Below are 23,887 nucleotides of genomic sequence, written 5' to 3'. Positions count from 1 at the left end.
CCGGCTATTTTCCGGCCGAGGTCGATGGGACAATTTTTACGGGAGCTCCCCGCAAGGTTGCCAGCAATGCCGCCTGGCGCTCGCGGCTACGCGTCAGATTATAGGCCTTGACGTGACCGAAGCCGCGAATCGTCTCCGGTAATGATGCAAGCTCCACCGCTGCCTGATAATTATCTGCATCTATCGCAGTCGTTAACAGCTGTAGCAGGTCTTCGTAGTCAGTCACCAGCTGACGCTCTGTTCGCCTTTCCTGACTGTAAGCGAACGGATCAAACGGGGTGCCCCGAAGAAAACGGAGTTTTGCCAGCAACCGGAACAGCGGCATGATCCAGCGACCAAATTCGCGTTTCTGGAGATGGCCGGTTAGCGGGTCACGATGGCCAAAAACGGGGGGTGCCAGATGAAATCTCAAAGTGAAATCACCCTCAAATTCCTCTCTCAACTGACGCTCAAAATCACCATTGGTGAACAATCTGGCCACCTCGTACTCGTCTTTATAGGCCAGTAATTTAAAGTAATTTTTCGCCACTGCATGGGCCAACAACCGCTTGTCATCATCGCATTCAGGAAACCGGTCAAGTTCCGCAACGCGGACAGCCTCTACCTGACGACGGTACCGATCTGCCAGATTCTGACCCTGGTAGTCCATCAGAAACCGGTAACGGTAATCAATGATCTCGTTCAGGGAAGGCGCAGAACCGGATGACGGCTTGGCTTTCAGGCCGGCTATCTCGAACATCTTCTCCGGATTCACTGCAAAGTAGCGGCCAAATTGAAAGGCCTTGAGGTTCATTGTCACGGACACATTATTCAGGGCGATCGCCTGCTCAATGGCTGCTGACGACAGTGGAATCAAGCCGAGTTGCCATGCGTAACCCAATAACAGCATATTGGCGCTGATGGCATCACCCAGCAGCCCGCTGCCCATTGCCGTGGCATCGATAAACCAGGTGCGCTCGGTGCCGGTTTCATCTCGAATGGCCTTTACCATATCAGCGAAGGGGAAAGGGGCATCGGGATTGCGGGTAAATTCCGCGGTCGGCGCCTCGTGACTGTTGATCACCGCTGCGGAGAATTCACTGTTCACCCTGGCCAGAGATTCCTGCCCGGCGGAAACCACCAGATCCGCCCCCAGCAACAGGTGCGCATCTCCGGCTGGAATGCGAACACCATGGATCTCTGCCTGACGGTTGGCAATGCGTACATGGCTGGTCACGGCACCAAACTTTTGCGCCAGGCCCGTCTGGGTCAACACCGAGGCACCGAGGCCGGCAATATGGGCCGCCATACCGAGCACGGAACCAACCGTCAGCACGCCGGTGCCACCGATACCCGCCACCAGAATATTGTAGGGAATGGTAATTTCTGGTAACACCGGATCGGGAAGTTCAGATAAACGAATACCACCTTCAAGCCCCCGGTGTTTCCGGAGGCTGCCACCGTGAACCGTGACGAAGCTGGGACAAAATCCCTTCACACAGGAGTAGTCCTTGTTACAGGCAGACTGATCAATCATTCGCTTGCGGCCCAGCGGTGTAGCCTTGGGCAACACTGACAGGCAGTTTGACTGGACGCCGCAATCGCCACAGCCCTCACAGACCAGCTCATTGATAAAAACCCGCTTGGCGGGATCTTCCAGCTGATCTTTTTTGCGCCGACGACGTTTCTCGGCGGCACAGGTCTGCACATAGATCAGCACACTGGTGCCGGGAACCTCGCGCAACTCCTGCTGAATCGCATCGAGTCGGTCCCGGTGGTCGATGGTCAAGCCCTCAAACCGCGGAAAATCACGGTCAAACTGATTGGGATCATCCGATACCACTGCCAGGCGTTTCACCCCTTCGCCACGCAGCTGATAGGCCATCCGCGCCACACTGAGAAAACCATCCACCGGCTGACCGCCCGTCATGGCCACCGCGTCGTTATAGAGGATCTTGTAGGTGATGTTAACGCCGGCAGAGATGGCGGCTCGAATAGCCAGCAAACCGGAGTGGAAGTAAGTGCCATCCCCGAGATTCTGAAAAACATGGCGGGTGTCAGTAAAGGGTGCCTGACCGATCCAGGTGGCCCCCTCGCCACCCATCTGGGTAAAGGTATAGGTATCCCGATCCATCCACTGAACCATGTAGTGACAGCCGATACCCGCCATTGCCATGCTGCCATGCGGGACGACGGTTGAGGTATTGTGGGGGCAACCGGAACAGTACCAGGGTTTCCTTTCGAGCATGGCAGGTTTGCTGGCCAACGCCCGCTCTTTCGCCTGTAAAAAAGCCAGCCTTTTTTCGACAATGTCACTGGTATAGAACCGCGCAATACGAGCGGCAATCACCTGCGCAATCAGTGACGGCGTCAGTTCGCCGAGGTTGGTCACCAGCAGGTGGCGGTGCTCATCAAATTCACCCACTACCCGCGGGCGCCTGCTGACCGGCCAGTTATACAGTTGCCCGGTCAGCTGGTCCTCAATCACACTGCGTTTTTCTTCAATGACCAGGATCTCTTCGAGACCCTCGGCAAAACGGTGGGTAACCGACGGCTCGAGTGGCCAGCTCATGCCAACCTTGTAAAGTCGCAGGCCAATGTTGCGCGCCAGGATTTCGTCGATGCCCAGATCATCCAGCGCCTGCAATGTATCCAGGTAGGACTTCCCGGTGGTGACAATACCAAATCGGGCATTAGGGCTGTCGAGTGTAATCCGGTTGAGATGGTTGGCCCGGGCAAACGCCAGCGCGGCATAGATTTTAAAGCGCTGCAGGCGCTGTTCCTGTTCCAGCGGGGTATCGGGCCAGCGGCCGTGAATACCGTCCGGGGGAAATTCAAAATCCTCCGGCAAGATAATGTGCACGCGACCGGGATCGATTTCGGCAGAAATCGCCGCATCACAGTTTTCGGTGATCACCTTCATCCCCACCCAACAACCGGAATAACGGGACAGTTCCCAACCATAAATACCCAGATCGAGTACCTCCTGCACACTGGCAGGATTCAGCACGGGACAGGTGGCACCAATAAACATGTGGTCGCTCTGGTGCGGCAAGGTGGAGGATTTGCTGGCGTGATCATCGCCCACCACGGCCAATACGCCGCCGTATTTTGAGGTGCCAAAAGCGTTGGCATGTTTCAGCACGTCCATGCTTCGGTCCAGGCCGGGACCCTTGCCGTACCACATGCCATAGACGCCGTCGTAGCGGGCACCCGGAAACAGGTTGACCTGCTGACTGCCCCACACAGCCGTCATGCCCAGATCTTCATTGATACCGGGCTGGAAACGAATGTCGTGTTTGTCGAGGAACGGCCTGGCTTTCCAGAGTGCCTGGTCGAGGCCACCCAGAGGTGAGCCGCGATAGCCGGAAATAAAACAGGCGGTCTTCAGACCCCGCTGCTGATCCCGCTGGTGCTGTAAAATCGGCAACCTAACCAGCGCCTCGATGCCACTCATAAAGGCGCGGCCTTTATCCAGAAGATACTTGTCATTGAGGGTAACGGTCACAAACACCTCCTCACCAACATCAACCGGTCAGACAGCTGATCCGGGCAAAGCGCGGCACATCAAATAACCGACACCATGCTTTATCAAAAGCATAGCCCAGTATTCAGACGGGTGAGCCAGTGTCATACGCCCTGTCGACGCCAAGTCACTCCCAGGGTTAAGGCAGAATTATTCACAACACAGGCTGTTATTCGAAAAAACACATGACGCGACTCCGGCCTTCAGTACCGACTGGCAGGAGGGTCTCAGCGGGAGCTGGCTATTCGGGATCTTTCACAGAGAGATGGGAGGTATCCACATCCCGTTCGATGGGTGGGGACTTCTCATCTTCTTTCAGCACATCGGCGCCGGGTTCATCCACCGTTATATGGGACGTATCCACCTCTCTGGGCGTAAAGTCACGGCGATATTCCGGGGGCAGAACATCCGCTCCCACCGGGGCTACTCCGATGGTATCTTCTGTCTTCGAATTTTCCGAACCGGATTGTGGCGCTACTGTCTTCTGGCCCGATGGGCCGTCAGCACCCCGAGCCGGGTTGGCCGCCGGTGGTACTGTTTGATCTGCGCGGTTGGTCTCGTTGCCTGTCTGGTTGTCAGGGTCAACAGGGCGAAGCTCCACCAGCGCACCGGCCTCTTTCAGGGCAACCCTGTAACGCGCTGCCGCCTCTTCATCGAGATCACGTTTGATGACCACTGGTCTGCCGGAAAACATCTGTTCAACCTTGGCTGCCGGTGCGCCGAATAATTCGGCCAGGCGTTGCTTCACGTCCATCAGGGACTGTCCGGGCACCACGTCTCCGCGAAAAATCACTTCAAAACGTCTATCGCTCATCTCCCGTTACCCCTTATCCGTTACGGATAGCAATCAATCCTGATTTTCAGTCAAACGACACCCACTCATTGAATGGCAATAGCAACCCAGGTAATCAACACTAACAACATCGTCAACAGAACTGCTGCAGAACCGAGATCCTTGGCCCTGCCAGATAAATCATGGCGCTCTTCGCCGATACGGTCAATGGCGGCCTCCACAGCGGAATTGAGCAGCTCCACGATCAACAACAGCAACACGGAACCCAGCAGAAGAACCAGCTCGACCGGGTTCTCAGCCATAAAAAATGCCAGCGGAAAAAGCAGGCAGGTAACTGCCACTTCAATCCTGAAGGCTTCCTCGTATTTGAAACAGGCCAGCAAACCACGCCAGGAGTTAATCGCGGCATAGAAAGCGCGACGTCTGATCAAGCCATAAATGCGTTCCATCAGCCACACCCCAGGTTGATACGTTGATCCATGGTACGGGAGGGCTCCGCCTCGCCGGGAACTCCCACCACTCTGGCGGGGACACCCACCACCGTGGTGTGCGGCAACACCGAATCGAGAACCAGACTTCCGGCGCCGATCTTGGCGCCTTCACCCACCTCGATATTGCCAAGCACTTTGGCACCGGCAGCAATCAGCACCCCACAACGGATTTTTGGGTGACGATCACCTGCCTGAGCGCCAGTGCCACCCAGAGTAACCGAATGCAACAGGGAAACATTTTCACCGATCACCGCCGTTTCACCGATAACCAGACCCGTGGCATGATCGAGCATGATGCCGCCGGCGATCTCGGCTGCGGGGTGAATATCCACCGCAAATATTTCTGAAGCCCGGCTTTGCAGAAACAGGGCCAGGGAGCGTCGCTGGTGCCGCCAGAGCCAGTTCGCCACACGATACACCTGCAGGGCATGAAACCCCTTGAAGTAAAGCAGGGGCAGACAGTACTGGCCGCAGGCCGGATCACGCTCCATATGGGCCCTCAGGTCGCGCCTCATCCGCTCGCAAATGGAACTGTCACTCTGCATTGCGTCCAGCAGCACCTGGTGAATGGCCAACGGGGATAAAATACTGTTACCGAGTTGCTCGGCCAGATTGTAGGCGAGCGCATCCTCCAACGATTTATGGCTCAGAACAGCGGCATGGAAAAAGCTCGCCAGAACCGGCTCCAGCCTGGCTCGCTCAACAATTTCGTGGCGAATTGATTGCCAGAGGGCGTCGTCGGCAGAGGTTGTTTGTGGCAGATCGACCATCAGTGTCTCTTTATAGCGGTAAAGTTATTGCAGTAAAGCTATTGCGGTAAAGTTGTTCCGGGGAAAATGAACCTTGCCATGATTGCGTCTAGATTCGTCAGGACAGCATCACGCAATTCCAGTTGGTCATTATCCAGAATTTCCCGCAGAAATGCTCTATCCAGTTTTTCCTCAAACAGTCGTGCTACCGGTAGATAACTGAGATGCCAGGGCTCGGGGGCCACGCCACCACGATCAATCCCATAGGGCCTGATAAAACCAAAACCGGCGGCATGTTCCTGCAACCATTCGGACAGTCTGCAACACGGCCCTGACCCGGCATACTCCTCAGGAACAAGCTGCAACCTGTAGTCACCGGGCACAGCCGCTGCGTCCCAGATATCCATATCGGTTCCCCAGTGATGCCGGGAACATCCCGGCAATGCCGACCAGCGCAGTATCGCCATTACCTTGTCGCGGTCACTGAGTGCACCGAGATCAATCGGGGAGCCAGTGTCATCCAGCACTGGGCGCAAACCCCGGGCCTTGCTGTTCCAGATAGCCAACTGTCGTGCAAAGGAGCGATAACCACTGGCCACGGTAATCTGCAGGCCCTCTCCGGCAGCGGCATCACACATTGCCTGAAACGGCTTTATGACGTCACCGTGCAACAACACACTGCTATCCAGTTCGCACAGGAGCTGCTCATCAGAGCCCATTAGCATTTGATTGTTGATACTTGCCATGCGAGTTTTGCCGGGAATAGAGCCTGTCGGGAAAATAACACCTTAATATGCCGAATACTATTTTGCTATGCTTCGCCCAAAACACAGCAGGAGTGGCTGCCCATGCAGGAAGAAATTCAACAAGTTGAAGCAATTTACAACAGTGTCGTACAGTTTTTCGTCAACTACAGCTTCCAGCTGGTTGGCGCACTGATCGTTTTTCTGATCGGTATGTTCGTGGCATCCAAGGTATCGGCCGCAACGCTCAGACTGTGTGAGAAAAAAGCGCTCGATATTACCCTGAGCCGCTTTATCGCCAGCTTCGTCAAAATTGTCATTATAGTGGGCGTGGCCATTATTGCCCTCGGCAAAATCGGTATCAGTGTGACGCCTTTCGTGGCCGCCATCGGTGCCATTTCACTGGGGGCCGGCCTGGCCGTTCAGGGGCTGCTCTCCAACTATGGTGCGGGCCTGAATATCATTCTTGCGCGCCCTTTCGTTGTGGGCGACACCATCACTGTAAAGGGAGAAACCGGACTGGTGGACGAAGTACATCTCGCTTATACCGTTCTGAAGGATGAAGATGATGTGCGCATCACCATCCCGAACCGGCATATCGTCGGCGAGATTCTGCACAACTCTGCTGCCAACAAGCTGGCAGAAACCACCGTGGGTGTCAGTTATGGATCCGACCCGGAGACCGTGGTCAAAGTGCTGCGATCAGTATTGGCCGAACAGGGCGCCGCAGAGGCCCGGAAACCTTTGATCGGCATCGACAATTTTGGCGATAGCGGGATTAACTTCATGGTACGTTTTTGGGTGCCTACAGAACATTTTCACGAAACGCGGTTCCGGGTAAACGGGGCGATTTTTCAGGCACTCGTTGACGCCAACATCAATATACCTTTCCCACAGAGGGAAGTTCGCCTGTTGGATAATACGGATGAGTGACCACCTGTTAATCCGGTGATTGACCCCGGGGTGGCTGCTGAGGTTGCACCTCCCGTTCAACGGGCGGCTCGCTCCAGGTCACCAGATGAGGGTCAAAGCCGACAGCCAGGGTCGGTTTGACCACTTCAAAATAGGGTGACAGATCGAAATCCCTCGGCACGAAAAGACTGTGGTGCCGGATATGAAGAATTTCCTGATAGATTTCCTGCATATCGGGGTCGAGGGCTTTTTCCAGCGTCACTTTAGGCAAAATCGGATAGCGTATTGACTGGAATGCCTGGGCAATCAGGGACGAGCAGATGGCTCGGGTGGGATCGCCACTGCCCAACGACAACATCCGCCGCCGCCATCGATTCGGCACGGGAGGTGTTGGTATCAGAAACCTCATCAGGTCCAGGATATTTTTCAGGTCGTAATGATAACCGAGCCGGTCCGTTGCATAGCCGATCAACTCGGCTATCTCGTTTTCATCCAGTTTTACCGGCCGACAGATACGTGCCTGAAGGCCAAAAAAATGGCTCAGCGGCACCAGCCTGACCCCTTCGCGCACATCCACCTCCACCAGCATTCCCGTCTGGCCCTGCCAGGAACCGATGTAGAGTGCAGAATGGGACCAGGTCGACTGGGTGAGATACTTGATGGCGATACTGAAACGGCTCAGACCCTCCACGAGCAGTACATCACCGGGACGAAGTGTCGCCGCCAGCAGGTCCGTACGGGTTGGCATCGTACTGTGATATCGGGGCTCGGCCAGCTTGCTTGCCAACCATTCGCCTATTCGCTGGAGTATCACGTTCGCTTGATCCGACGTAACCGGGGATTATTGGCTCAAGTCGAGCGAACCCGATTCAACCACAGTGACGGGCATGCGCCACCAGCCCATGCTGATCCGGGTCTCCAGTTCAAAATCCACCGATTGCTTGTTCTTTTCCATAAAGGCACCAATGATTTTCAGACCACTGATCAGATTGGTGGAAGCTGGGACTTTAATGGCGACCTGGCTGTGCGGAGGAATGGGCTGAAGCCCCCCGGCTACCCCGCTGATCAGCTTGTGTCCTTCCAAATTGAGGCTATAGGATAATCCGGAAATATTCAGTGGTGTGCTGCTGTGATTGAGGATTCGCAAACTGATCATGAAACTCTGCTCTAACCCCTGTCGTCCGGCAGGCTCCACATTGCTGAGCTGAACTTCTGGCGGCGGCTGCCCCGACGACAATAGAGCGCACCCGGACAGCACATTCAGTGCCATCAGCATTATTATCAGCGGTTTCATTGCTGCCATGGCAGAACCTCGTTTTGGCGAACTCAGAGTGGAACCTGCCCACATAGTACATCGGTTTGCTACCGGGTGAATGCAATCCCGACCCTGAAGCCGTCAATCTTCTGGAGAGCCGGCCAGTCATCTTTGCTATAGTTTCCCACTGCTTTTTACCGCAGCAACCATTGACAGTTTATGACAGGCGTTCCAACAAGACACCCGGGGATATTCATCAATCCGGCAGTTGAATTTTTCGAAACCAGTCGCATCTTACAGGGATGCCAGTTGTTGACACCATACTGGCAGACATCATCACTAGGAGAGATCACGTGTTAAGAATCGGGCTTTTTCTGGGCACCAACATTGCCATTCTGGTGCTGTTCAGCATCATTTTCAAAGTACTTGGACTGGAGCAATACCTTGCTGCCCAAGGGGTTCAGGGGAACCTCACCGGATTGCTGATCATCTGCGGGATATTCGGTTTTGCCGGCTCATTCATTTCGCTGCTTATCTCAAAATGGATGGCGAAGCGGTCCACCGGCGTGCAACTGATCGACCAGCCACGCACCCCCGAGGAACGCTGGCTGAAAGAAACGGTTGCCGACCTGGCAAAAAAAGCGGGCATCGGCATGCCGGAAGTCGGCATTTTCCCGGCACAGCAATCAAATGCCTTCGCCACAGGCTGGAACAGGAACGATGCCCTGGTCGCGGTCAGCGCCGGGCTGATGCAGCGTTTTGATCGCGAGGAAGTCCGCGCTGTGCTGGCCCATGAAATTGGTCATGTGGCCAATGGCGACATGGTAACCCTGTCACTGGTGCAAGGGGTTCTGAATACCTTTGTGATGTTTTTTGCCCGGATTCTCGGCTCGATTATCGACAGGGCCGTATTCAAAAACAACAGTGGCCACGGCATCGGTTACTTCATGATCGTCATGGTGTTACAGGTAGTACTGGGCATTTTTGCGTCAATGATTGTGATGTGGTTTTCCCGCTGGCGGGAATTCCGCGCCGACGCCAGTGGCGCACACCTGGCCAGTCGCGCTGCAATGATTTCGGCCCTGCAACGACTTCAGGAAGAAACCCGGGCCCAGGTGCCCAACCAGATGCCGGATACCCTCACAGCTTTCGGTATTTCCAGTGGCTGGAAAGAACATGCTTCGCGCCTGTTCATGACACACCCTCCCCTCAGCGAGCGCATTGAAACACTGCGCCGGGGTGGCTGATGTCCGCACAACCGCTATGCCATATGGCAGAGCTACCGAATCCGGGCAGCAGGGAACTGAAGATCGCCGGTGAAAGCTGTTTTGTGGTGAGGCGAGGACAGGCACTGTTTGCTTATCGCAACCACTGCCCCCATACGGGCGCACCATTAAATCTGATGCCGGATCGATTTCTGGATTATGACCGGCGATACATTCAATGCAGTACGCACGGCGCTTTATTTGAGATGGACAGCGGTCAATGCATCGCCGGGCCCTGTGCCGGCCAATACCTGGACATGGTGCCCTGCCACATCGAGAACGGGACACTGTACCTCAGGGAAGACCCGGCAACGGATGACATCGGGTAATAGTCACTGTTGAATTTCTGCATTTTGGCCCCACCTAGGCCCCTGTATAAAATTATTTTGGATGGATGAATAATCCACAGGAGAATCTTTTGGAACAATATCGCGGTACCACCATTCTCTCCGTGCGCCGCAATGGCACTGTTGTCATCGGCGGAGACGGCCAGGTCACCCTTGGCAATACGGTCATGAAAGGCAACGCGCGCAAAGTGCGTCGCCTCTACAAGGATCAGATCATTGCCGGGTTTGCCGGCGGCACAGCCGACGCCTTCACACTTTTTGAACGATTCGAGGCCAAACTGGAACAGCACAGCGGCAACCTGACCCGCGCCGCCGTGGAGTTGGCCAAAGACTGGCGCTCGGACCGCATCCTCCGGAAACTGGAGGCCTTGCTGGCGGTAGCCGACAAGGAGGCCTCGCTGATCATTACCGGCAACGGCGATGTGATCCAGCCCGAGGAAGATCTGATTGCCATCGGCTCCGGTGGCCCTTTCGCCCAGTCTGCGGCGCGCGCCCTGCTCGACAACACCGACCTGGACGCCAGAGATATCGTCGAGAAGGGACTCGCCATCGCCGGCGATATCTGCATCTATACCAATCACAACCGCACGATTGAACAACTCGATTACTGATCAACCGGGTGTTGGCAGAGCGAAGCCCTGTTACCTCTGTCACACTGCGCGATTGGTCCCCATTATTTGCCGTTACAGCCCGAGGGTTTGACGGCAACCGGAAACAAGAGACCAAGACATGTCTAATATGACCCCCCGTGAAATCGTCCATGAACTCGACAGCCATATCATTGGACAGGATGCGGCCAAGCGCGCTGTAGCCATTGCCCTACGCAACCGCTGGCGCCGTATGCAACTCAGAGAAGAGTTGCGCAATGAAGTAACACCGAAGAACATTCTGATGATCGGCCCCACCGGGGTGGGTAAAACTGAAATCGCCCGTCGACTGGCCCGGCTGGCGGACGCGCCCTTTGTCAAGGTGGAAGCCACCAAGTTCACCGAGGTGGGCTATGTGGGCAAGGATGTGGAATCGATTATTCGCGATCTGGTGGAGACGTCGGTGAAGCAGCTGCGTGAACAGGAAATGCAGAAAGTCCAGCACCGCGCCATGGACGCTGCCGAAGAACGCATCCTCGATGTCCTGTTGCCCCCTGCCCGGGACAAGGAACAGACGGAAACGGAGTCAGGTACCCGGCAGGTATTCCGCAAAAAGCTCCGCCAGGGTGAACTGGATGACCGGGAAATCGAAATCGAGGTCAATGCGTCGCCGGTGGGCGTTGAAATCATGGCGCCGCCCGGCATGGAAGAGATGACCAACCAGCTGCAAAGCATGTTTTCCAACCTGGGAAAAAACAAAACCAGTCGGCAAAAAATGACCGTGGCACAGGCCATGAAAAAACTCACCGAGGACGAAGCGGCAAAGCTGGTCAATGATGACGAACTGAAAGTTCGCGCGGTAACTGTTGCAGAGCAGAACGGCATTGTTTTCATCGATGAAATTGACAAGGTGGCCAAGCGCGGCGAAACCTCCGGTACCGACATTTCCCGGGAAGGTGTGCAACGGGATTTACTGCCATTGATTGAGGGCTGCACCGTCTCCACCAAATACGGCATGATCAAAACCGACCATATCCTGTTTATCGCATCCGGTGCTTTCCACTTCTCCAAACCCTCGGATCTGATTCCGGAGCTGCAGGGCAGGTTGCCCATCAGGGTAGAACTTGAATCCCTCACCAGCGGTGACTTTGAACGAATTCTAACCGAGCCCAGCGCGTCTCTGACCGAGCAGTACCGGGAGCTGCTGGCGACCGAACAGCTCCGCATCCGTTTCACCGCCGATGGCGTAAAGCGTATTGCGGAAATTGCCTTTGATGTCAATGAGCGGACGGAGAATATCGGTGCCCGACGCCTGCATACCATCATGGAGCGTCTGCTGGAGGAAATGTCATTCGAAGCCTCTGACCTCGGCGAAAAAAGCGAGCCCATCGATATTGACAGTGCCTATGTCGATAAATACCTGAATGAAATTTCCCGGGATGAAGATTTGTCCCGATTCATTCTCTAGATGCCGGATAACAGGGGCCGGATAAAACCGGCAGTGTGGCCGCGATGACACCAGAAAAAATCAAACTGAACCTTGAGGAAGGCAGCCTGCTGCTGGAATATGCCGATGGCAGCCGGTTCACACTGACGGGAGAGTATTTGCGGGTCCACTCCCCCAGCGCGGAAGTTCGCGGACACGGCAAGGGACAGGGAATACTGCAGTCGGGAAAACATGGTGTCCGTATCACCCATGTGGCCCCTTCGGGAAACTATGCCCTGCAGGTGACCTTCAGTGATGGTCACGACAGCGGTATTTTCACCTGGGACTATCTGCGCGACCTTGCCATCAACAACGAGCGTTACTGGCAGGATTATCTGTCAGCGCTGGAGGCAGCCGGAGAGTTTCGCGAACCGGACCGCCAGGTCGTCAAGTTGATCAGCCCCACCCGGCATTAGGTGTTTCATCCCCGCCACGCTGCAAACTGGCTTGGCAAGTCGCTGTTTAGTCGGTTTTATCGGTTTGCACCGTCGGGACGGGATGGCCCTGCTTGAAGCGTGCCCCGCATGCACGGCATTGGTATTCCGGCAGTTGACAGGGCAGCCCCGGTATTTCGGCCAATCCCCGCCGCCGACAAATACTGCAGGTCAATGCCAGCTGCCGATCAATCAACAGAATAAATAATCTCCAGACAAGGTAACCGACCACCAGTGCAATCACAGCACCCACTGCGGAAGCAAGGTACAGGGCGAGTGCAATCCCCAGTGACAATGCCAGCAGCAATGCCAACCCCAGGTATTTAAGCCTGCGGCGCGCCATGGTCGTGAGTTCCCCCGGTAATTGCTGCATAAATACGATGCTACCTGTTCTGACGAAGCGAGCACCAAACCGTTTGCTCCCGCCCTACAGATTTCGGTGCGCCTGACGAGTTGCCCGGCCCCGCAATCCACACTAACCTGTTGCCTTATTGGACAGCTGACCAGGCTACCCTCCTTGTTCGGATATTCCTATGCTCCCATCTCTTTCATCACCAACAACCTGTCGAGCAGTGGCGGTATGGCTGAAAATCTCGCTGATCACTGCACTGTTGCCCTGTTCGGGGATAGCGTTCGCCGAGGTTGACCGAATCGATGTCGGCAACTTTTCCGAAGGTCAGCTCGATCAGTGGAACACCAAAGTGTTTGCCGGAAAAACCGATTATGCGCTGGTTACCGATGACGGTCGACAGGTGCTGCGGGCTGACAGTCGCGCCAGCGCCTCGGGCCTTTACCGGGAAATAGCCATTGATCTGAAACAGACGCCGCTGCTGAACTGGTCCTGGAAAGTCAACGACCTGCTGACTGGCAACAATGAGCGCCACAAGGCCGGCGATGATTATCAGGCGCGGCTGTATGTGGTATTTTCCGGTGGTCTGAGGTTCTGGCGCACCCGTGCGATCAATTATGTCTGGTCCAGCAATCAGCCCGCAGGCAGTGAGTGGTCCAATGCCTTTACCTCAAATGCCCGGATGATCGCCGTCCGGGGTAGTGGCGGGTTGCAGGATCAATGGGTACAGGAACAACGGGATGTACTGGCCGATTATCGACGTCTGTTCGGTGAAGAACCCGGGGAGATCGCGGCTGTCGCCCTGATGACCGATACCGACAACACCGGCCTCAGTGCCCGGGCCTGGTATGGCGATATCTGGTTTTCAGCTGCATCCGAAGCCGGCGACTAGAAATTGACAGATTTTGCCAGGGCCTCCCGGAAATCCGGATGTGCAATGGCAATCAATCGCTCTGCCCGCTCGCGAAGACTGCGACCATGCAGGTGTGCAACACCATACTCGGTCACAATGAAATCCACCTGGGCGCGCGACGTCACCACACCGGCGCCGCCCGAGAGGTGGCTGACAATGCGCGATTGACTGCCAGAGAGCGCCGTGGATGGCATCGCAATGATAGAGCGACCGCCCTCTGAAAGCTGGGAACCGGTCACAAAATCCACCTGCCCACCAAAACCCGAATAAACCTTTCCGCCAATGGAATCCGCACAGACCTGACCGGACAGGTCGATCTGAATCGCACTGTTGATCGATACCACCTGAGCATTTTTTCGAATGACTGCCGGGTTGTTGACATATTCCACATCGAGAAAAAGCACCTCGGTGTTATCAGCGATAAAATCGTACAGAGCATCGGAACCCAGTACAAAGCTGGTGACAATTTTACCCGGTTGAATCACCTTGTTGCTGTTGTCGATCACCCCGGATGCCACCAGTGGCAGCACACCACTGGAAAACATTTCTGTATGGATCCCCAGATGCCGATGGTTACCGAGGTGCGCCAGCACCGCATCCGGAATGGCGCCAATGCCCATTTGCAGGCAGTCGCCATCGCGAATCAACTCTGCCACATGGCCACCAATCTGCAGGTGTTCGTCCTTTGGCACAGTGGGCGGATAGGCGGGAATCTCGCTGTCGATCTCCACAACAAAGTCGATGGATTTCAATGAAATGGCTGCATCACCGTGAGTGCGGGGCATCTGCGGGTTAATCTGGGCAATCACGGTTTTTGCCACGTTGCAAGCTGCCAGGGTGGCCTCTACGGAGACACCGAGCGAGCAATTGCCGTGACGGTCCGGGGGCGACACCTGAATCAGGGCGACATCAATGGGCTGGCGACCGCTGCGCAACAGTTTGGGGATTTCCGAAAGGAAGATGGGTACGTAATCCGCCTTGCCGGTATTCACCAGCTCCCGGGTGCTGTGGCTGACAAAATAACAGCGATTGCGCAAATGCCCTTCAAGTTGGGGCTGGCAGACCGCTTCAGCATGCTCCAGATGAAGCTGAAGCAGTGTGACGTTTTCAAGGCTCAAAACATGTACGGCCAGCGCTTCCAGTAGCCTGTAGGGTGTTGCTGCCATAGAATGGCACCAGACCCTGTCACCGGATTTTATCGGCGCCAGGGCTTCTTCAACTGTGCTACAAACTACGGCCATTGTTATAGTTCCTCCAAGGTATACTGCTGATCAGCGTACAGGATTGCCATCTTACTGGAGACAGCTGCTTTTTTGATGCCAGAATGACAGTTTTTATTCTGATACACCGTACCTTGCTCGCGCCGCCAAAATTAATGTTCCAGGCTCGGGGCGAGGACACCTCCCAACACTGGCTACCATGACGACTCAATGAACCCGAACTACAGCCTATAGTGGTCTCAGATATTTTATGGAAACAGAAACCTGGTACCAACGCACCTACGAAGACACATTATCTGAGCTGGGTTCCTCGCCCCAGGGCTTAAGCGCAAGCGAAGCCGAGACCAGAGCAGCCCGCTTCGGCCCCAACAGCCTCCCGAAAGCCGAAGGGCGCGGGCCGATCATGCGGTTTCTTGTGCATTTTCACAATGTGCTTATTTATGTGTTACTCGGCTCAGCAGTGATCACGTTTTTACTGGGCCACCTGATCGACACGGCTGTCATCCTGGCAGTAGTGATCGTCAATGCCCTGATTGGTTTTATTCAGGAGGGCAAGGCCGAGAAGGCCATGGATGCCATCAACCGGATGTTGTCCCCGAATGCCTCGGTGCTGAGGGATGGCGGGCGACACACTATACCTGCCGAGCAACTGGTACCTGGAGATATTGTATTACTGGAGCCCGGCGACAAGGTGGCCGCGGACTTACGACTGATCAAGGCCCATGGTTTGCAAATCCAGGAAGCCATTCTTACCGGCGAATCACTGCCGGTGGAGAAGCAGACTGCAGCCATCCAGCAGGAGGTACCTCTGGGCGACCGCAGCTGCATGGCATTCGGTGGAACATTGGTTACCAGTGGTCAGGGCACAGGGGTAGTTACAGCCATCGCCGGCGCTACTGAGATAGGTCGTATCAGCGGCCTGCTCTCTACGGTAGAAACACTGACAACACCGCTCGTGGCCCAGATGGCGACTTTCTCAAAGTGGCTTACCGCAATGATACTCACCGTTGCCAGTCTCATACTGGCCTTCGGTATCGTCATTCAGCAACAGACCTTTGACGCACTCTTCATGGCAGTCGTTGGCCTGACTGTAGCCGCCATACCGGAAGGCCTCCCGGCAGTATTGACAATTACCCTGGCTATCGGCGTTCAAACCATGGCCAGGAGGAATGCCATTGTGCGTCGCCTGCCAGCAATAGAAACGATAGGCTCCGTATCAGTTATCTGTACTGATAAAACCGGTACCTTGACTCGAAACGAGATGAATATCACCACCGTTGTTATCCAGCACCGATTGCTGACAGTGGACGGTGAAGGTTATGCGCCCTCTGGTACGGTGCATATTGATGAGATCGCCATCAACCAGGAGGATCATCCGGTACTCACATCAATGGGAAGGACAGCCGCACTTTGCAATGACGGCGCCCTGCATGAGAAGGAGGAAAACTGGGATATAGAGGGAGACCCCATGGAGGCGGCGCTACTGGCCTTTTCAGGCAGAGCTGGAATTGACAGGCACGCTGAGCAGGGCCTTTGGGCAAGGACAGATACCATTCCGTTTGACGCCAAGCATCGCTTTATGGCGACCCTCAACCATAACCATGAAGGGGAAGCGGCTATTTTTGTCAAAGGTGCTCCCGAACAAATCCTGGCCATGTGCAGTCATGAGTCCACCCAGTCGGGAAATACTGCGCCACTCGACCAGAATCGATGGCATCAAAGCAGCACAGACCTGGCAGCAAAGGGCCTGCGTGTGCTGGCCCTTGCCATCAAGGAAGTCAAACCACAGCACCTTTCATTGGAAATGACGGATGTGACGGACGGACTGACCCTGCTGGGTCTGGTGGGTCTGATGGACCCGCCCCGCGCAGGGGCCATTACCGCAGTAGCCGAGTGTCATCAGGCCGGTATTCAGGTGAAGATGATCACCGGCGATCACGCGGGCACTGCCGCCGCCATCGCCCGACAGATCGGGCTGGAAAATCCGGACAAGGTATTGACCGGCGTGGACCTCGATCAAATGACCGATGCTGATCTGGCGTCTGCTGTGGTCGATACCGATATTTTTGCCCGCACCAGCCCGGAGCACAAATTGCGACTGGTGATGGCGCTGCAGGCACAGGGCAAAGTTGTTGCCATGACCGGAGACGGGGTCAACGATGCCCCGGCCCTGAAGCGGGCCAATGTCGGCATTGCCATGGGACGAAAAGGCAGTGAAGCCGCAAAAGAGGCTGCCGAACTGGTGCTGGCAGACGATAATTTTGCCTCCATCGTGGCCGCTGTCCGGGAAGGCAGAACCGTCTATGACAACATAAAAAAGGTCATCAGCTGGACTCTGCCCACCAACGTTGGCGAAGCGATGCCTATTGTGATAGCACTGTTATTGGGGATGGCATTGCCCATCACAGCCATTCAGATTCTCTGGGTAAATCTGATCACGGCCGTCACGCTGGGTATCGCCCTGGCTTTTGAGCCGACAGAAGAAAACACCATGCGTCTCCCCCCTCGCCCCCAGGGTACACCGCTACTGAGCGGTATCTGGGTATGGCAGATTCTGTTTATTTGCAGCCTGTTCGTATGTGGTGTATTTGGTATTTACACTTATGCCATTGAGCGCGGCTATAACATTGCCATGGCTCAGACCATGGCAATGAATACCTTGGTTGTCATGGAGATATTCAGCCTCTTCTTCATTCGCAACATCTACGGCGCATCACTGACCTGGCGGGCTGTACGCGGCACAAAGGTAATATGGATCGCGGTTATTTTGGTTACGCTGGCTCAATTTTTGATCACCTATCTGCCAGGCCTGCAATCGATTTTCAATACCGAGTCGGTATCAGTGACTGACGGCTTGCTGATTGTCGCCATTGGCCTCGCCGTATTTGTTATTCTGGAAATTGAAAAACAACTTCGATTGAATCTATCGAAGGCAAGATTCAGCTGATTTTAGACAAAAAGCCGACACAGATTAACCATAAAAGGACTACCCATGAATTGATGGATCAAGTGTGATAAGTTGGTCTATGTGAACAATAACCAGAAACAAAGCCAATGATCCGACACGGAAAAACCATTGACCTACCCAGTAAAGCACAGGTCACTGTTCGAATTGTCGGCATCGTCTCAGGTGCCGAGTTTCTGGTAATGGCCTTCCTGCACACCTTTCCCCCAGTCATCTCCGCCTTTCAGGAAGCCACCCTGAATGCTTTTTCGCTGGTGGTTTTATCTACCCCCATTATTTACTTCTGGGTGGTCAAACCTTTTGTTAAAGCGCACAACGACACCCTGCATCAGATAGAGTATATGGCCTGCCTCGACCCGCTCACCCAGCTGGCCAACCGCAGGCTTATTTACCAGCACCTGGAGAAGACCCTCGCCGGCTGTTTACGGCATAACGTTTTCGGCGCCTTGCTGGTGCTGGATCTGGACGGTTTCAAACCTGTCAATGACCGGTTCGGCCATGAGGCTGGCGATGCAATACTGGTAGAAATTGCCACACGGCTCAAGTCGATGACCCGCACCGAAGATATTGTGGGGCGGCTGGGTGGCGATGAGTTCATCGTTATTCTCAGCGACCTGGGCCAGGAGTCCAGCGCCGCTCTGAAAAAAGTGGAGCTGATTGCAAAGCGGCTGATTAGCACCATCAGTACACCCCTATCCTTTGACCGCAAGGAACTCAAGGTCTCTACCAGTATCGGGATACGGTTTCTCGACACAGCCGCAGCGACCTCACAGACAGAACACCTCATCAATGAGGCCGACAGCGCCATGTACCTGGCAAAAAAAGCGGGCAAGGGTTGCGCCATGTTCCACGGAGAAGAAGTCACCGAAGCGGCGGCCTGACCCTCCGGCGAGCGCTGTCACAAGTCTGTCACCTGTCTATCCATAATCTGTCATATTGACGCACTAAGCTGGTTCGAAAAGGAGAAACCAGCGCATGCTCAACATCGAACTCTTCATCCAGGACCGCTACCCCGGCTTTTACCAGCGCCACCCCAAACTGGTGCGCCCGGTTATCCGGGTGCTGAGGATGCTGTTCCGGGAACAGAGTTTCCAGCAGTTCGAGCAGGATTATCCCCACCTTCACGGCTTCGACTTTGTCGAACAGGTGCTGGACTACTTCGATTTCCGCTACACCGTGCGCGACCACGAACGGCACCGTATTCCAGCCCAGGGTCGGGTCGTCATCATTGCCAATCACCCCATTGGCTCACTGGATGGCCTGGCACTACTGAAGCTGGTGAGGGAAACCCGCCCGGACGTCAAGGTTGTGGCCAACGAACTGCTGTTCACCATCAAGCCGCTGCATAGTCTGCTACTGCCCGTGGACAACATGGGCGGCAATACCACGCGCCAGAATCTGACCGCCATCCGTGAACACCTGGACAAGGAAGGGGCGATCATTATTTTCCCCGCCGGCGAGGTATCCCGCTTTGGTCCCCAGGGCATCCGCGATGGCGACTGGCGCAACGGTTTCCTGCGCATGGCCATCAACAGCAAGGCACCGGTTCTGCCGGTATTCGTGGACGGTCGCAATTCGGCGCTGTTCTACAGTGTGTCACTGGTCGCCAAACCGCTCTCCACCCTGCTGCTGGTGAGAGAGATGTTCAAACAGGCCAGGAACTGCGTGGACGTTCGCATCGGCGAACCGGTCAGCTATGACTGCTACCAGCGCATCAATGTGCCATTGCGGGAAAAAAGTAAACTGTTCAAACGCCACCTGTACCGCATTGGCCAGGACAAAAAAGGAATTTTCAATACGGTCAGCGCCATTGCCCACCCGGAAAACCGGGCACTGCTGCGGGAGGCAGTCAAACAGTGCGAATGGCTGGGCAGTACCGGTGATGGCAAACAGATCTACCTGTACCGCTACCAGCCCGATTCATTGATCATGCGGGAAGTGGGCCGGTTGCGGGAAATTGCCTTCCGGGCGGTGGGAGAAGGTACCGGCAGCCGCCGCGACATCGACGGGTACGATCACCACTATTTTCATCTACTGCTGTGGGATGAGGAAGAACTGGAAATCGCCGGGGCCTACCGGTTCTGTGATGCTTCGGTTTGCCTGGACACTATGGGGCGGGGATATCTCTACTCCGCAGAGCTGTTTGATTATGCCCCTGGCATGAAACCCTACCTGTCACAGGGGCTGGAACTGGGGCGCAGCTTTGTGCAACCAAAATACTGGGGCCGTCGCAGCCTGGATTACCTGTGGTACGGAATCGGTGCTTTTCTGGGTAAAAACCCCCACTACCGCTATCTGTTTGGACCGGTGACGCTGAGTAACAGCTACCCCGAATGGGCCATGGAAATGTTGGTGTATTTCTACAGCCGCCACTATCCCAGCCTGCAACACCTGGCCGAACCGATGCTGCCCTATCGCATCAACCAGGATCGCCTGACCGAACTGGCCGAGAAATTCCCCGGTGTGGATCAGCGGGAAGAATTCACCCAGCTGAAGAGCGAACTGGCCCATATGAACCTCAGTGTTCCCACCCTGTTCAAACAGTACACCGAGGTCTGTGAGCTGGGCGGCGTCCAGTTTGCCGGGTTCAATATCGACCCGGCCTTTGCCAACTGTGTGGATGGACTTATTGTCGTCGATCTGGCTCGCCTCAAACCCGCCAAACGGGAGCGTTACATCCCCTGACTACCCGGGCTTACGGGGAATTGATTGCGATCAGAAAACCTGCTGATTAACGTCTCACCAAGGGACACCCCGGCAGTGCCAGTGTACAATGTCGACCTTTCTCAATCCGGCGTTGGGCGATGACTGACAACAAAACCACCCATTTCGGTTTCAAAACCGTTCCCGTGCAGGAAAAAGCCGACCATGTGGCGGATGTATTTCACTCCGTGGCCGGCAAATACGACCTGATGAACGACCTGATGTCCGGTGGCATCCATCGGCTCTGGAAACGTTACACCGTCGAGTTGTCCGGGGTGCGCAGCGGCCAGCGGGTACTGGATATCGCCGGTGGCACTGGCGACCTGACCGTTAAATTTTCACGGCTGGTGGGCCCCAGCGGTGAAGTGGTACTGGCAGACATCAACGACTCCATGCTGAAGGTGGGCCGTGACAAGCTGACGGATCGCGGTGCAGCGGGCAACGTCCGCTATGCACAGGCCGATGCCCAGTATCTGCCATTCCCCGACAATACCTTTGACTGCATCACCATCGCCTTCGGCCTGCGCAATGTCACCGACAAAGACCTGGCCCTGCAATCCATGCTTCGGGTGCTGAAACCCGGTGGCAGACTGCTGGTGCTGGAATTCTCCACTCCCACCAGCGGCCTGTTGGGCAAGGTCTACGACTTTTATTCTTTCAACCTGTTGCCGAGAATCGGTCAGTTGGTCGCCCACGACGCGGACAGCTATCAGTATCTGGCGGAGTCCATTCGCATGCACCCGGACCAGGAAACCCTGAAAACGATGATGGCGGATGCAGGCTTCGTCAACCTCGACTATCACAACATGACCGGCGGGATCGTTGCCCTTCATCGGGGTTTCAAACCCTGATGTTTGATTTCCTGAAACACAATCCGCTGCAGGCGCTGCACAGCTCTGCACTCATGGCTGTGGAAACGGCTGTCAACAGTGGCCTGAAATACGATTCCGCCACCCGGAAAGCCCTCGGCGAAATGAACGGGCAGGTTCTTGAAATCAACTGCACCCTTCCGCCACTGACTTTCTACGTTATTTTCGGAGAAGACAGTGTCAGCCTGCTCTCCCGTTATGAGGGAACGGCAAATACCAGCCTGCGGGGAACCGCCCTGTCACTCGCGGCACTGGCGACGAACAGTGAGGACAAAATCTCCTTTTACGGCACGGGTGTCGAAGTAGAGGGCGACCACGACCTGCTCCGGCAGATACGCCGGATTCTCAAACACCTGGATGTAGACTGGGAGGCCGCACTGGCAAAACTGATTGGCGATGTGCCTGCCCATCTGGTGGGAGAGTCCCTGCGCAGTGCGGCAGCGTGGCAGACACAGGCAGCCAAACGCGCCACCAGTGCCGCCGCTGAATTCGCCCAGGAGGAAATACGACTGACCCCCAGTGCCAACGAAGTGGCACATTTCAGGACACAGGTTCGCCAACTGAGTACGGATGTGGACCGACTGGCTGCCCGCACCAACAGACTCAGCCTCAAGCTAGCCCCCCAATCCAAGAACAGCGACTAGCCATGTCAAGAATCCGTCGGCTCAGCACGATCCTGCGCACCACCATTCGTTACCGACTGGACACCTTTCTCGATGCAGACAGACTGCCCTGGAGCGTCCGGCTACTTCTGAAGCTCAATCGGCTGCTACCCGAACCAAAACAACCGCGTGGCGAACGATTGCGGCAGGCCATGGAAGATCTCGGGCCCATTTTCATCAAGTTCGGCCAATTGCTGTCTACCCGGCCGGATCTGATCCCATCGGATATCTGCCAACAACTGGACAAACTGCAGGACAATGTTCCGCCTTTCGACAAAGCCCATTTCGTCGCCATTGTCGAGCAGGCGCTCGAGAACAGTGTCGACAAGCTGTTTCTGCACTTTGACCGGGAGCCCCTGGCCTCCGCCTCCGTGGCACAGGTCCACGCAGCGACGCTGCATGACGGACGAGAAGTGGTCGTCAAGGCCATTCGGCCCGGTATCGAAAAAACCATTGACCAGGATATCAGGCTGCTGTTCACCATGGCCCGTTGGCTCGAAACCAATACCGTCGATGGCCGGAGAATGCGTTTGACAGAGGTGGTCAGTGACTACCGGAACACCATTTTCGATGAACTCAATCTGCAACGGGAAGGCGCCAATGCCTCCATGTTACGACGTAATTTTGATCGCTCCCCGCTACTCTACGTACCCGAGGTGTTCTGGTCACACACCAATGAAAAAGTCCTGGTGATGGAGCGCATCTACGCGATACCGGTCACGGATATCACCACCCTGCAGCAGCACGAGACCAACTTCAAAGTACTTGCCGAACGCGGCGTGGAAATCTTTTTCACCCAGGTGTTCGAGCACAATTTCTTTCATGCCGACATGCATCCCGGCAATATATTTGTGGATCCAGCGGACCCACAGCAACCGAAATACCTGGCGGTGGACTGCGCCATTATGGGCACCCTGACCGAAGCCGATCAGTATTATCTGGCCCGCAATCTACTGGCCATCTTCCGCCGCGACTATCAACAGGTGGCAGAACTCCATGTCCTGTCGGGCTGGGTTCCGGAGGGCACCCATGTGGGTGAGTTTGCCGCCGCCATACGCACTGTCTGCGAGCCCATTTTTGAGCGCCCTTTGCGCGAAATCTCCTTTGGACTGCTCTTGGTCAACCTGTTTCGCACCGCCCGGCGCTTCGATATGGAAGTACAGCCATCGCTGGTGTTGCTGCAGAAGACCCTGCTCAATATCGAGGGCCTCGGCCGTCAACTGTACCCAGACCTGGATCTGTGGGCCACGGCTCACCCTTTTCTGGAGCGCTGGCTGAAAGAACGCTTCAAGCCAAACGCCCTGATGGAACAGCTCAAACGCCACGGCCCGGAATGGCTGGAGCAGTTTCCCCAGTTACCCCAGTTGGTCTTTCAGACCCTGGAACACTTACAGACGAAAGAAGCTGGCCTGAAGGAAATTCCCGCCAGTGTCCCGGTCAGGTCGGGACTGCGCCGGCGAACCCTGCTCGGCGCAGCACTGATCGGTATCGGCCTGGGCAGCGCTTTTCCCGAATGGACGGCTACCATCCAGCAAATGTCCGTCGGCAGCCTGGCTCTGGTGGGAATCGGTGTGCTGTTATTGATAGTGCGCTGACGTTCGCCCTGAAAAATCCGTATTGCCGATCCAACCACAACTGT

Annotated in this window: 22 protein-coding genes; 13 read left to right on the top strand and 9 right to left on the bottom strand. The window is 55.5% G+C overall.

Translation table 11 applies throughout. From position 1 onward, the window contains the following. Positions 1 to 4 precede the first annotated feature (4 nt). From QZ516_RS03700 to QZ516_RS03680, 5 genes are all read right to left on the bottom strand, one after another. Entirely contained in the window at positions 5 to 3,487 is a 3,483-nt protein-coding gene (locus QZ516_RS03700; protein ID WP_297186358.1) for an indolepyruvate ferredoxin oxidoreductase family protein, read from the bottom strand. 259 nt (positions 3,488 to 3,746) lie between these two features. Further along, positions 3,747 to 4,319, bottom strand: coding sequence for a hypothetical protein (locus QZ516_RS03695; protein WP_297186355.1), 573 nt, complete (start codon positions 4,317 to 4,319; stop codon positions 3,747 to 3,749). Between the two features lie 65 nt (positions 4,320 to 4,384). Then, positions 4,385 to 4,747 (bottom strand): diacylglycerol kinase, encoded by a 363-nt coding sequence (locus QZ516_RS03690; RefSeq protein ID WP_297186352.1) that lies wholly within the window; start codon positions 4,745 to 4,747, stop codon positions 4,385 to 4,387. Further along, on the bottom strand, positions 4,747 to 5,559 hold the full coding sequence (gene cysE, locus QZ516_RS03685; RefSeq protein WP_297186350.1) for a serine O-acetyltransferase: 813 nt from the start codon (positions 5,557 to 5,559) through the stop codon (positions 4,747 to 4,749). The genes QZ516_RS03690 and cysE overlap by 1 nt, the downstream gene beginning before the upstream one ends. Before the next feature lie 38 nt (positions 5,560 to 5,597). After that, the gene (locus QZ516_RS03680) at positions 5,598 to 6,284 is read right to left on the bottom strand and encodes a M15 family metallopeptidase (RefSeq protein ID WP_297186348.1); all 687 of its coding nucleotides are present in this window, start codon (positions 6,282 to 6,284) and stop codon (positions 5,598 to 5,600) included. Between the two features lie 102 nt (positions 6,285 to 6,386). Here QZ516_RS03680 and QZ516_RS03675 point away from each other — a divergent pair, with 102 nt between their 5' ends. Next, positions 6,387 to 7,214, top strand: coding sequence for a mechanosensitive ion channel family protein (locus QZ516_RS03675; RefSeq protein ID WP_297186345.1), 828 nt, complete (start codon positions 6,387 to 6,389; stop codon positions 7,212 to 7,214). A 7-nt stretch (positions 7,215 to 7,221) separates the two neighbouring features. Here QZ516_RS03675 and QZ516_RS03670 read toward each other — a convergent pair whose 3' ends face one another. Both QZ516_RS03670 and QZ516_RS03665 read right to left on the bottom strand, forming a co-directional pair. Beyond that, entirely contained in the window at positions 7,222 to 7,980 is a 759-nt protein-coding gene (locus QZ516_RS03670; protein ID WP_297186342.1) for a YiiX/YebB-like N1pC/P60 family cysteine hydrolase, read from the bottom strand. Between the two features lie 54 nt (positions 7,981 to 8,034). After that, positions 8,035 to 8,496: an LEA type 2 family protein gene (locus tag QZ516_RS03665; protein ID WP_297186339.1), complete on the bottom strand. Its 462-nt coding sequence runs from the start codon at positions 8,494 to 8,496 to the stop codon at positions 8,035 to 8,037. 305 nt (positions 8,497 to 8,801) lie between these two features. On the opposite strand from QZ516_RS03665, the gene htpX reads away from it, so the two are divergent. From htpX to QZ516_RS03640, 5 genes are all read left to right on the top strand, one after another. Further along, the gene (gene htpX, locus QZ516_RS03660; protein WP_297186337.1) at positions 8,802 to 9,695 is read left to right on the top strand and encodes a protease HtpX; all 894 of its coding nucleotides are present in this window, start codon (positions 8,802 to 8,804) and stop codon (positions 9,693 to 9,695) included. Beyond that, on the top strand, positions 9,695 to 10,042 hold the full coding sequence (locus tag QZ516_RS03655) for a Rieske (2Fe-2S) protein (RefSeq protein WP_297186334.1): 348 nt from the start codon (positions 9,695 to 9,697) through the stop codon (positions 10,040 to 10,042). The genes htpX and QZ516_RS03655 overlap by 1 nt, the downstream gene beginning before the upstream one ends. Positions 10,043 to 10,131: 89 nt before the next feature. After that, positions 10,132 to 10,671, top strand: coding sequence for an ATP-dependent protease subunit HslV (hslV, locus tag QZ516_RS03650; RefSeq protein WP_297186331.1), 540 nt, complete (start codon positions 10,132 to 10,134; stop codon positions 10,669 to 10,671). A gap of 118 nt (positions 10,672 to 10,789) precedes the next feature. Further along, the gene (gene hslU, locus QZ516_RS03645; protein WP_297186326.1) at positions 10,790 to 12,115 is read left to right on the top strand and encodes an ATP-dependent protease ATPase subunit HslU; all 1,326 of its coding nucleotides are present in this window, start codon (positions 10,790 to 10,792) and stop codon (positions 12,113 to 12,115) included. Between the two features lie 44 nt (positions 12,116 to 12,159). Further along, positions 12,160 to 12,549 carry a DUF971 domain-containing protein gene (locus tag QZ516_RS03640; protein WP_297186323.1) on the top strand — a complete coding sequence of 130 codons (390 nt, stop codon included), beginning with the start codon at positions 12,160 to 12,162 and terminating at the stop codon, positions 12,547 to 12,549. A 46-nt stretch (positions 12,550 to 12,595) separates the two neighbouring features. Here QZ516_RS03640 and QZ516_RS03635 read toward each other — a convergent pair whose 3' ends face one another. After that, entirely contained in the window at positions 12,596 to 12,940 is a 345-nt protein-coding gene (locus tag QZ516_RS03635) for a hypothetical protein (RefSeq protein WP_297186321.1), read from the bottom strand. 160 nt (positions 12,941 to 13,100) lie between these two features. On the opposite strand from QZ516_RS03635, the gene QZ516_RS03630 reads away from it, so the two are divergent. Continuing rightward, positions 13,101 to 13,808, top strand: coding sequence for a DUF3047 domain-containing protein (locus QZ516_RS03630; protein ID WP_297186319.1), 708 nt, complete (start codon positions 13,101 to 13,103; stop codon positions 13,806 to 13,808). Here the strand turns inward: QZ516_RS03630 and QZ516_RS03625 are convergent. After that, positions 13,805 to 15,070: an acetyl-CoA hydrolase/transferase C-terminal domain-containing protein gene (locus QZ516_RS03625; RefSeq protein ID WP_297186316.1), complete on the bottom strand. Its 1,266-nt coding sequence runs from the start codon at positions 15,068 to 15,070 to the stop codon at positions 13,805 to 13,807. The two genes, QZ516_RS03630 and QZ516_RS03625, sit on opposite strands and share 4 nt — an antisense overlap. Before the next feature lie 229 nt (positions 15,071 to 15,299). Between QZ516_RS03625 and QZ516_RS03620 the strand changes: the two genes are divergently transcribed. The 6 genes from QZ516_RS03620 (at position 15,300) to ubiB (ending at position 23,843) form a co-directional block, all read left to right on the top strand. After that, a complete protein-coding gene (locus QZ516_RS03620) occupies positions 15,300 to 17,996 on the top strand; it encodes a cation-transporting P-type ATPase (protein ID WP_297186314.1) in 2,697 nt (898 codons plus the stop codon). 107 nt (positions 17,997 to 18,103) lie between these two features. Beyond that, entirely contained in the window at positions 18,104 to 18,895 is a 792-nt protein-coding gene (locus QZ516_RS03615) for a GGDEF domain-containing protein (protein ID WP_297186311.1), read from the top strand. Between the two features lie 94 nt (positions 18,896 to 18,989). After that, positions 18,990 to 20,699, top strand: a complete 1,710-nt coding sequence (locus QZ516_RS03610; RefSeq protein WP_297186308.1) for a lysophospholipid acyltransferase family protein — start codon at positions 18,990 to 18,992, stop codon at positions 20,697 to 20,699. A gap of 119 nt (positions 20,700 to 20,818) precedes the next feature. Next, the gene (ubiE, locus tag QZ516_RS03605; protein ID WP_297186304.1) at positions 20,819 to 21,568 is read left to right on the top strand and encodes a bifunctional demethylmenaquinone methyltransferase/2-methoxy-6-polyprenyl-1,4-benzoquinol methylase UbiE; all 750 of its coding nucleotides are present in this window, start codon (positions 20,819 to 20,821) and stop codon (positions 21,566 to 21,568) included. Next, positions 21,568 to 22,230 carry an SCP2 sterol-binding domain-containing protein gene (locus QZ516_RS03600; protein ID WP_297186301.1) on the top strand — a complete coding sequence of 221 codons (663 nt, stop codon included), beginning with the start codon at positions 21,568 to 21,570 and terminating at the stop codon, positions 22,228 to 22,230. The genes ubiE and QZ516_RS03600 overlap by 1 nt, the downstream gene beginning before the upstream one ends. Positions 22,231 to 22,232: 2 nt before the next feature. Next, on the top strand, positions 22,233 to 23,843 hold the full coding sequence (gene ubiB / locus QZ516_RS03595) for a ubiquinone biosynthesis regulatory protein kinase UbiB (protein WP_297186297.1): 1,611 nt from the start codon (positions 22,233 to 22,235) through the stop codon (positions 23,841 to 23,843). Positions 23,844 to 23,887 lie beyond the last annotated feature (44 nt).

Source organism: uncultured Porticoccus sp., assembly GCF_913061305.1.
Classification (GTDB): Bacteria; Pseudomonadota; Gammaproteobacteria; order Pseudomonadales; family Porticoccaceae; genus Porticoccus.
This window is presented reverse-complemented; position numbering and strand designations above follow the sequence as displayed.

Excerpts from the sequence above, each read along its gene's own strand:
- QZ516_RS03630 (WP_297186319.1), top strand. The coding sequence starts at position 13,101 with ATGCTCCCATCTCTTTCATCACCAACAACCTGTCGAGCAGTGGCGGTA.
- QZ516_RS03695 (WP_297186355.1), bottom strand. The coding sequence starts at position 4,319 with ATGAGCGATAGACGTTTTGAAGTGATTTTTCGCGGAGACGTGGTGCCC.
- ubiE (WP_297186304.1), top strand. The coding sequence starts at position 20,819 with ATGACTGACAACAAAACCACCCATTTCGGTTTCAAAACCGTTCCCGTG.
- QZ516_RS03615 (WP_297186311.1), top strand. The coding sequence starts at position 18,104 with ATGATCCGACACGGAAAAACCATTGACCTACCCAGTAAAGCACAGGTC.
- QZ516_RS03625 (WP_297186316.1), bottom strand. The coding sequence starts at position 15,070 with ATGGCCGTAGTTTGTAGCACAGTTGAAGAAGCCCTGGCGCCGATAAAA.
- QZ516_RS03690 (WP_297186352.1), bottom strand. The coding sequence starts at position 4,747 with ATGGAACGCATTTATGGCTTGATCAGACGTCGCGCTTTCTATGCCGCG.
- QZ516_RS03655 (WP_297186334.1), top strand. The coding sequence starts at position 9,695 with ATGTCCGCACAACCGCTATGCCATATGGCAGAGCTACCGAATCCGGGC.
- cysE (WP_297186350.1), bottom strand. The coding sequence starts at position 5,559 with ATGGTCGATCTGCCACAAACAACCTCTGCCGACGACGCCCTCTGGCAA.
- QZ516_RS03675 (WP_297186345.1), top strand. The coding sequence starts at position 6,387 with ATGCAGGAAGAAATTCAACAAGTTGAAGCAATTTACAACAGTGTCGTA.
- hslU (WP_297186326.1), top strand. The coding sequence starts at position 10,790 with ATGTCTAATATGACCCCCCGTGAAATCGTCCATGAACTCGACAGCCAT.
- QZ516_RS03620 (WP_297186314.1), top strand. The coding sequence starts at position 15,300 with ATGGAAACAGAAACCTGGTACCAACGCACCTACGAAGACACATTATCT.
- QZ516_RS03610 (WP_297186308.1), top strand. The coding sequence starts at position 18,990 with ATGCTCAACATCGAACTCTTCATCCAGGACCGCTACCCCGGCTTTTAC.
- QZ516_RS03665 (WP_297186339.1), bottom strand. The coding sequence starts at position 8,496 with ATGGCAGCAATGAAACCGCTGATAATAATGCTGATGGCACTGAATGTG.
- ubiB (WP_297186297.1), top strand. The coding sequence starts at position 22,233 with ATGTCAAGAATCCGTCGGCTCAGCACGATCCTGCGCACCACCATTCGT.
- QZ516_RS03635 (WP_297186321.1), bottom strand. The coding sequence starts at position 12,940 with ATGCAGCAATTACCGGGGGAACTCACGACCATGGCGCGCCGCAGGCTT.
- QZ516_RS03600 (WP_297186301.1), top strand. The coding sequence starts at position 21,568 with ATGTTTGATTTCCTGAAACACAATCCGCTGCAGGCGCTGCACAGCTCT.
- QZ516_RS03640 (WP_297186323.1), top strand. The coding sequence starts at position 12,160 with ATGACACCAGAAAAAATCAAACTGAACCTTGAGGAAGGCAGCCTGCTG.
- QZ516_RS03680 (WP_297186348.1), bottom strand. The coding sequence starts at position 6,284 with ATGGCAAGTATCAACAATCAAATGCTAATGGGCTCTGATGAGCAGCTC.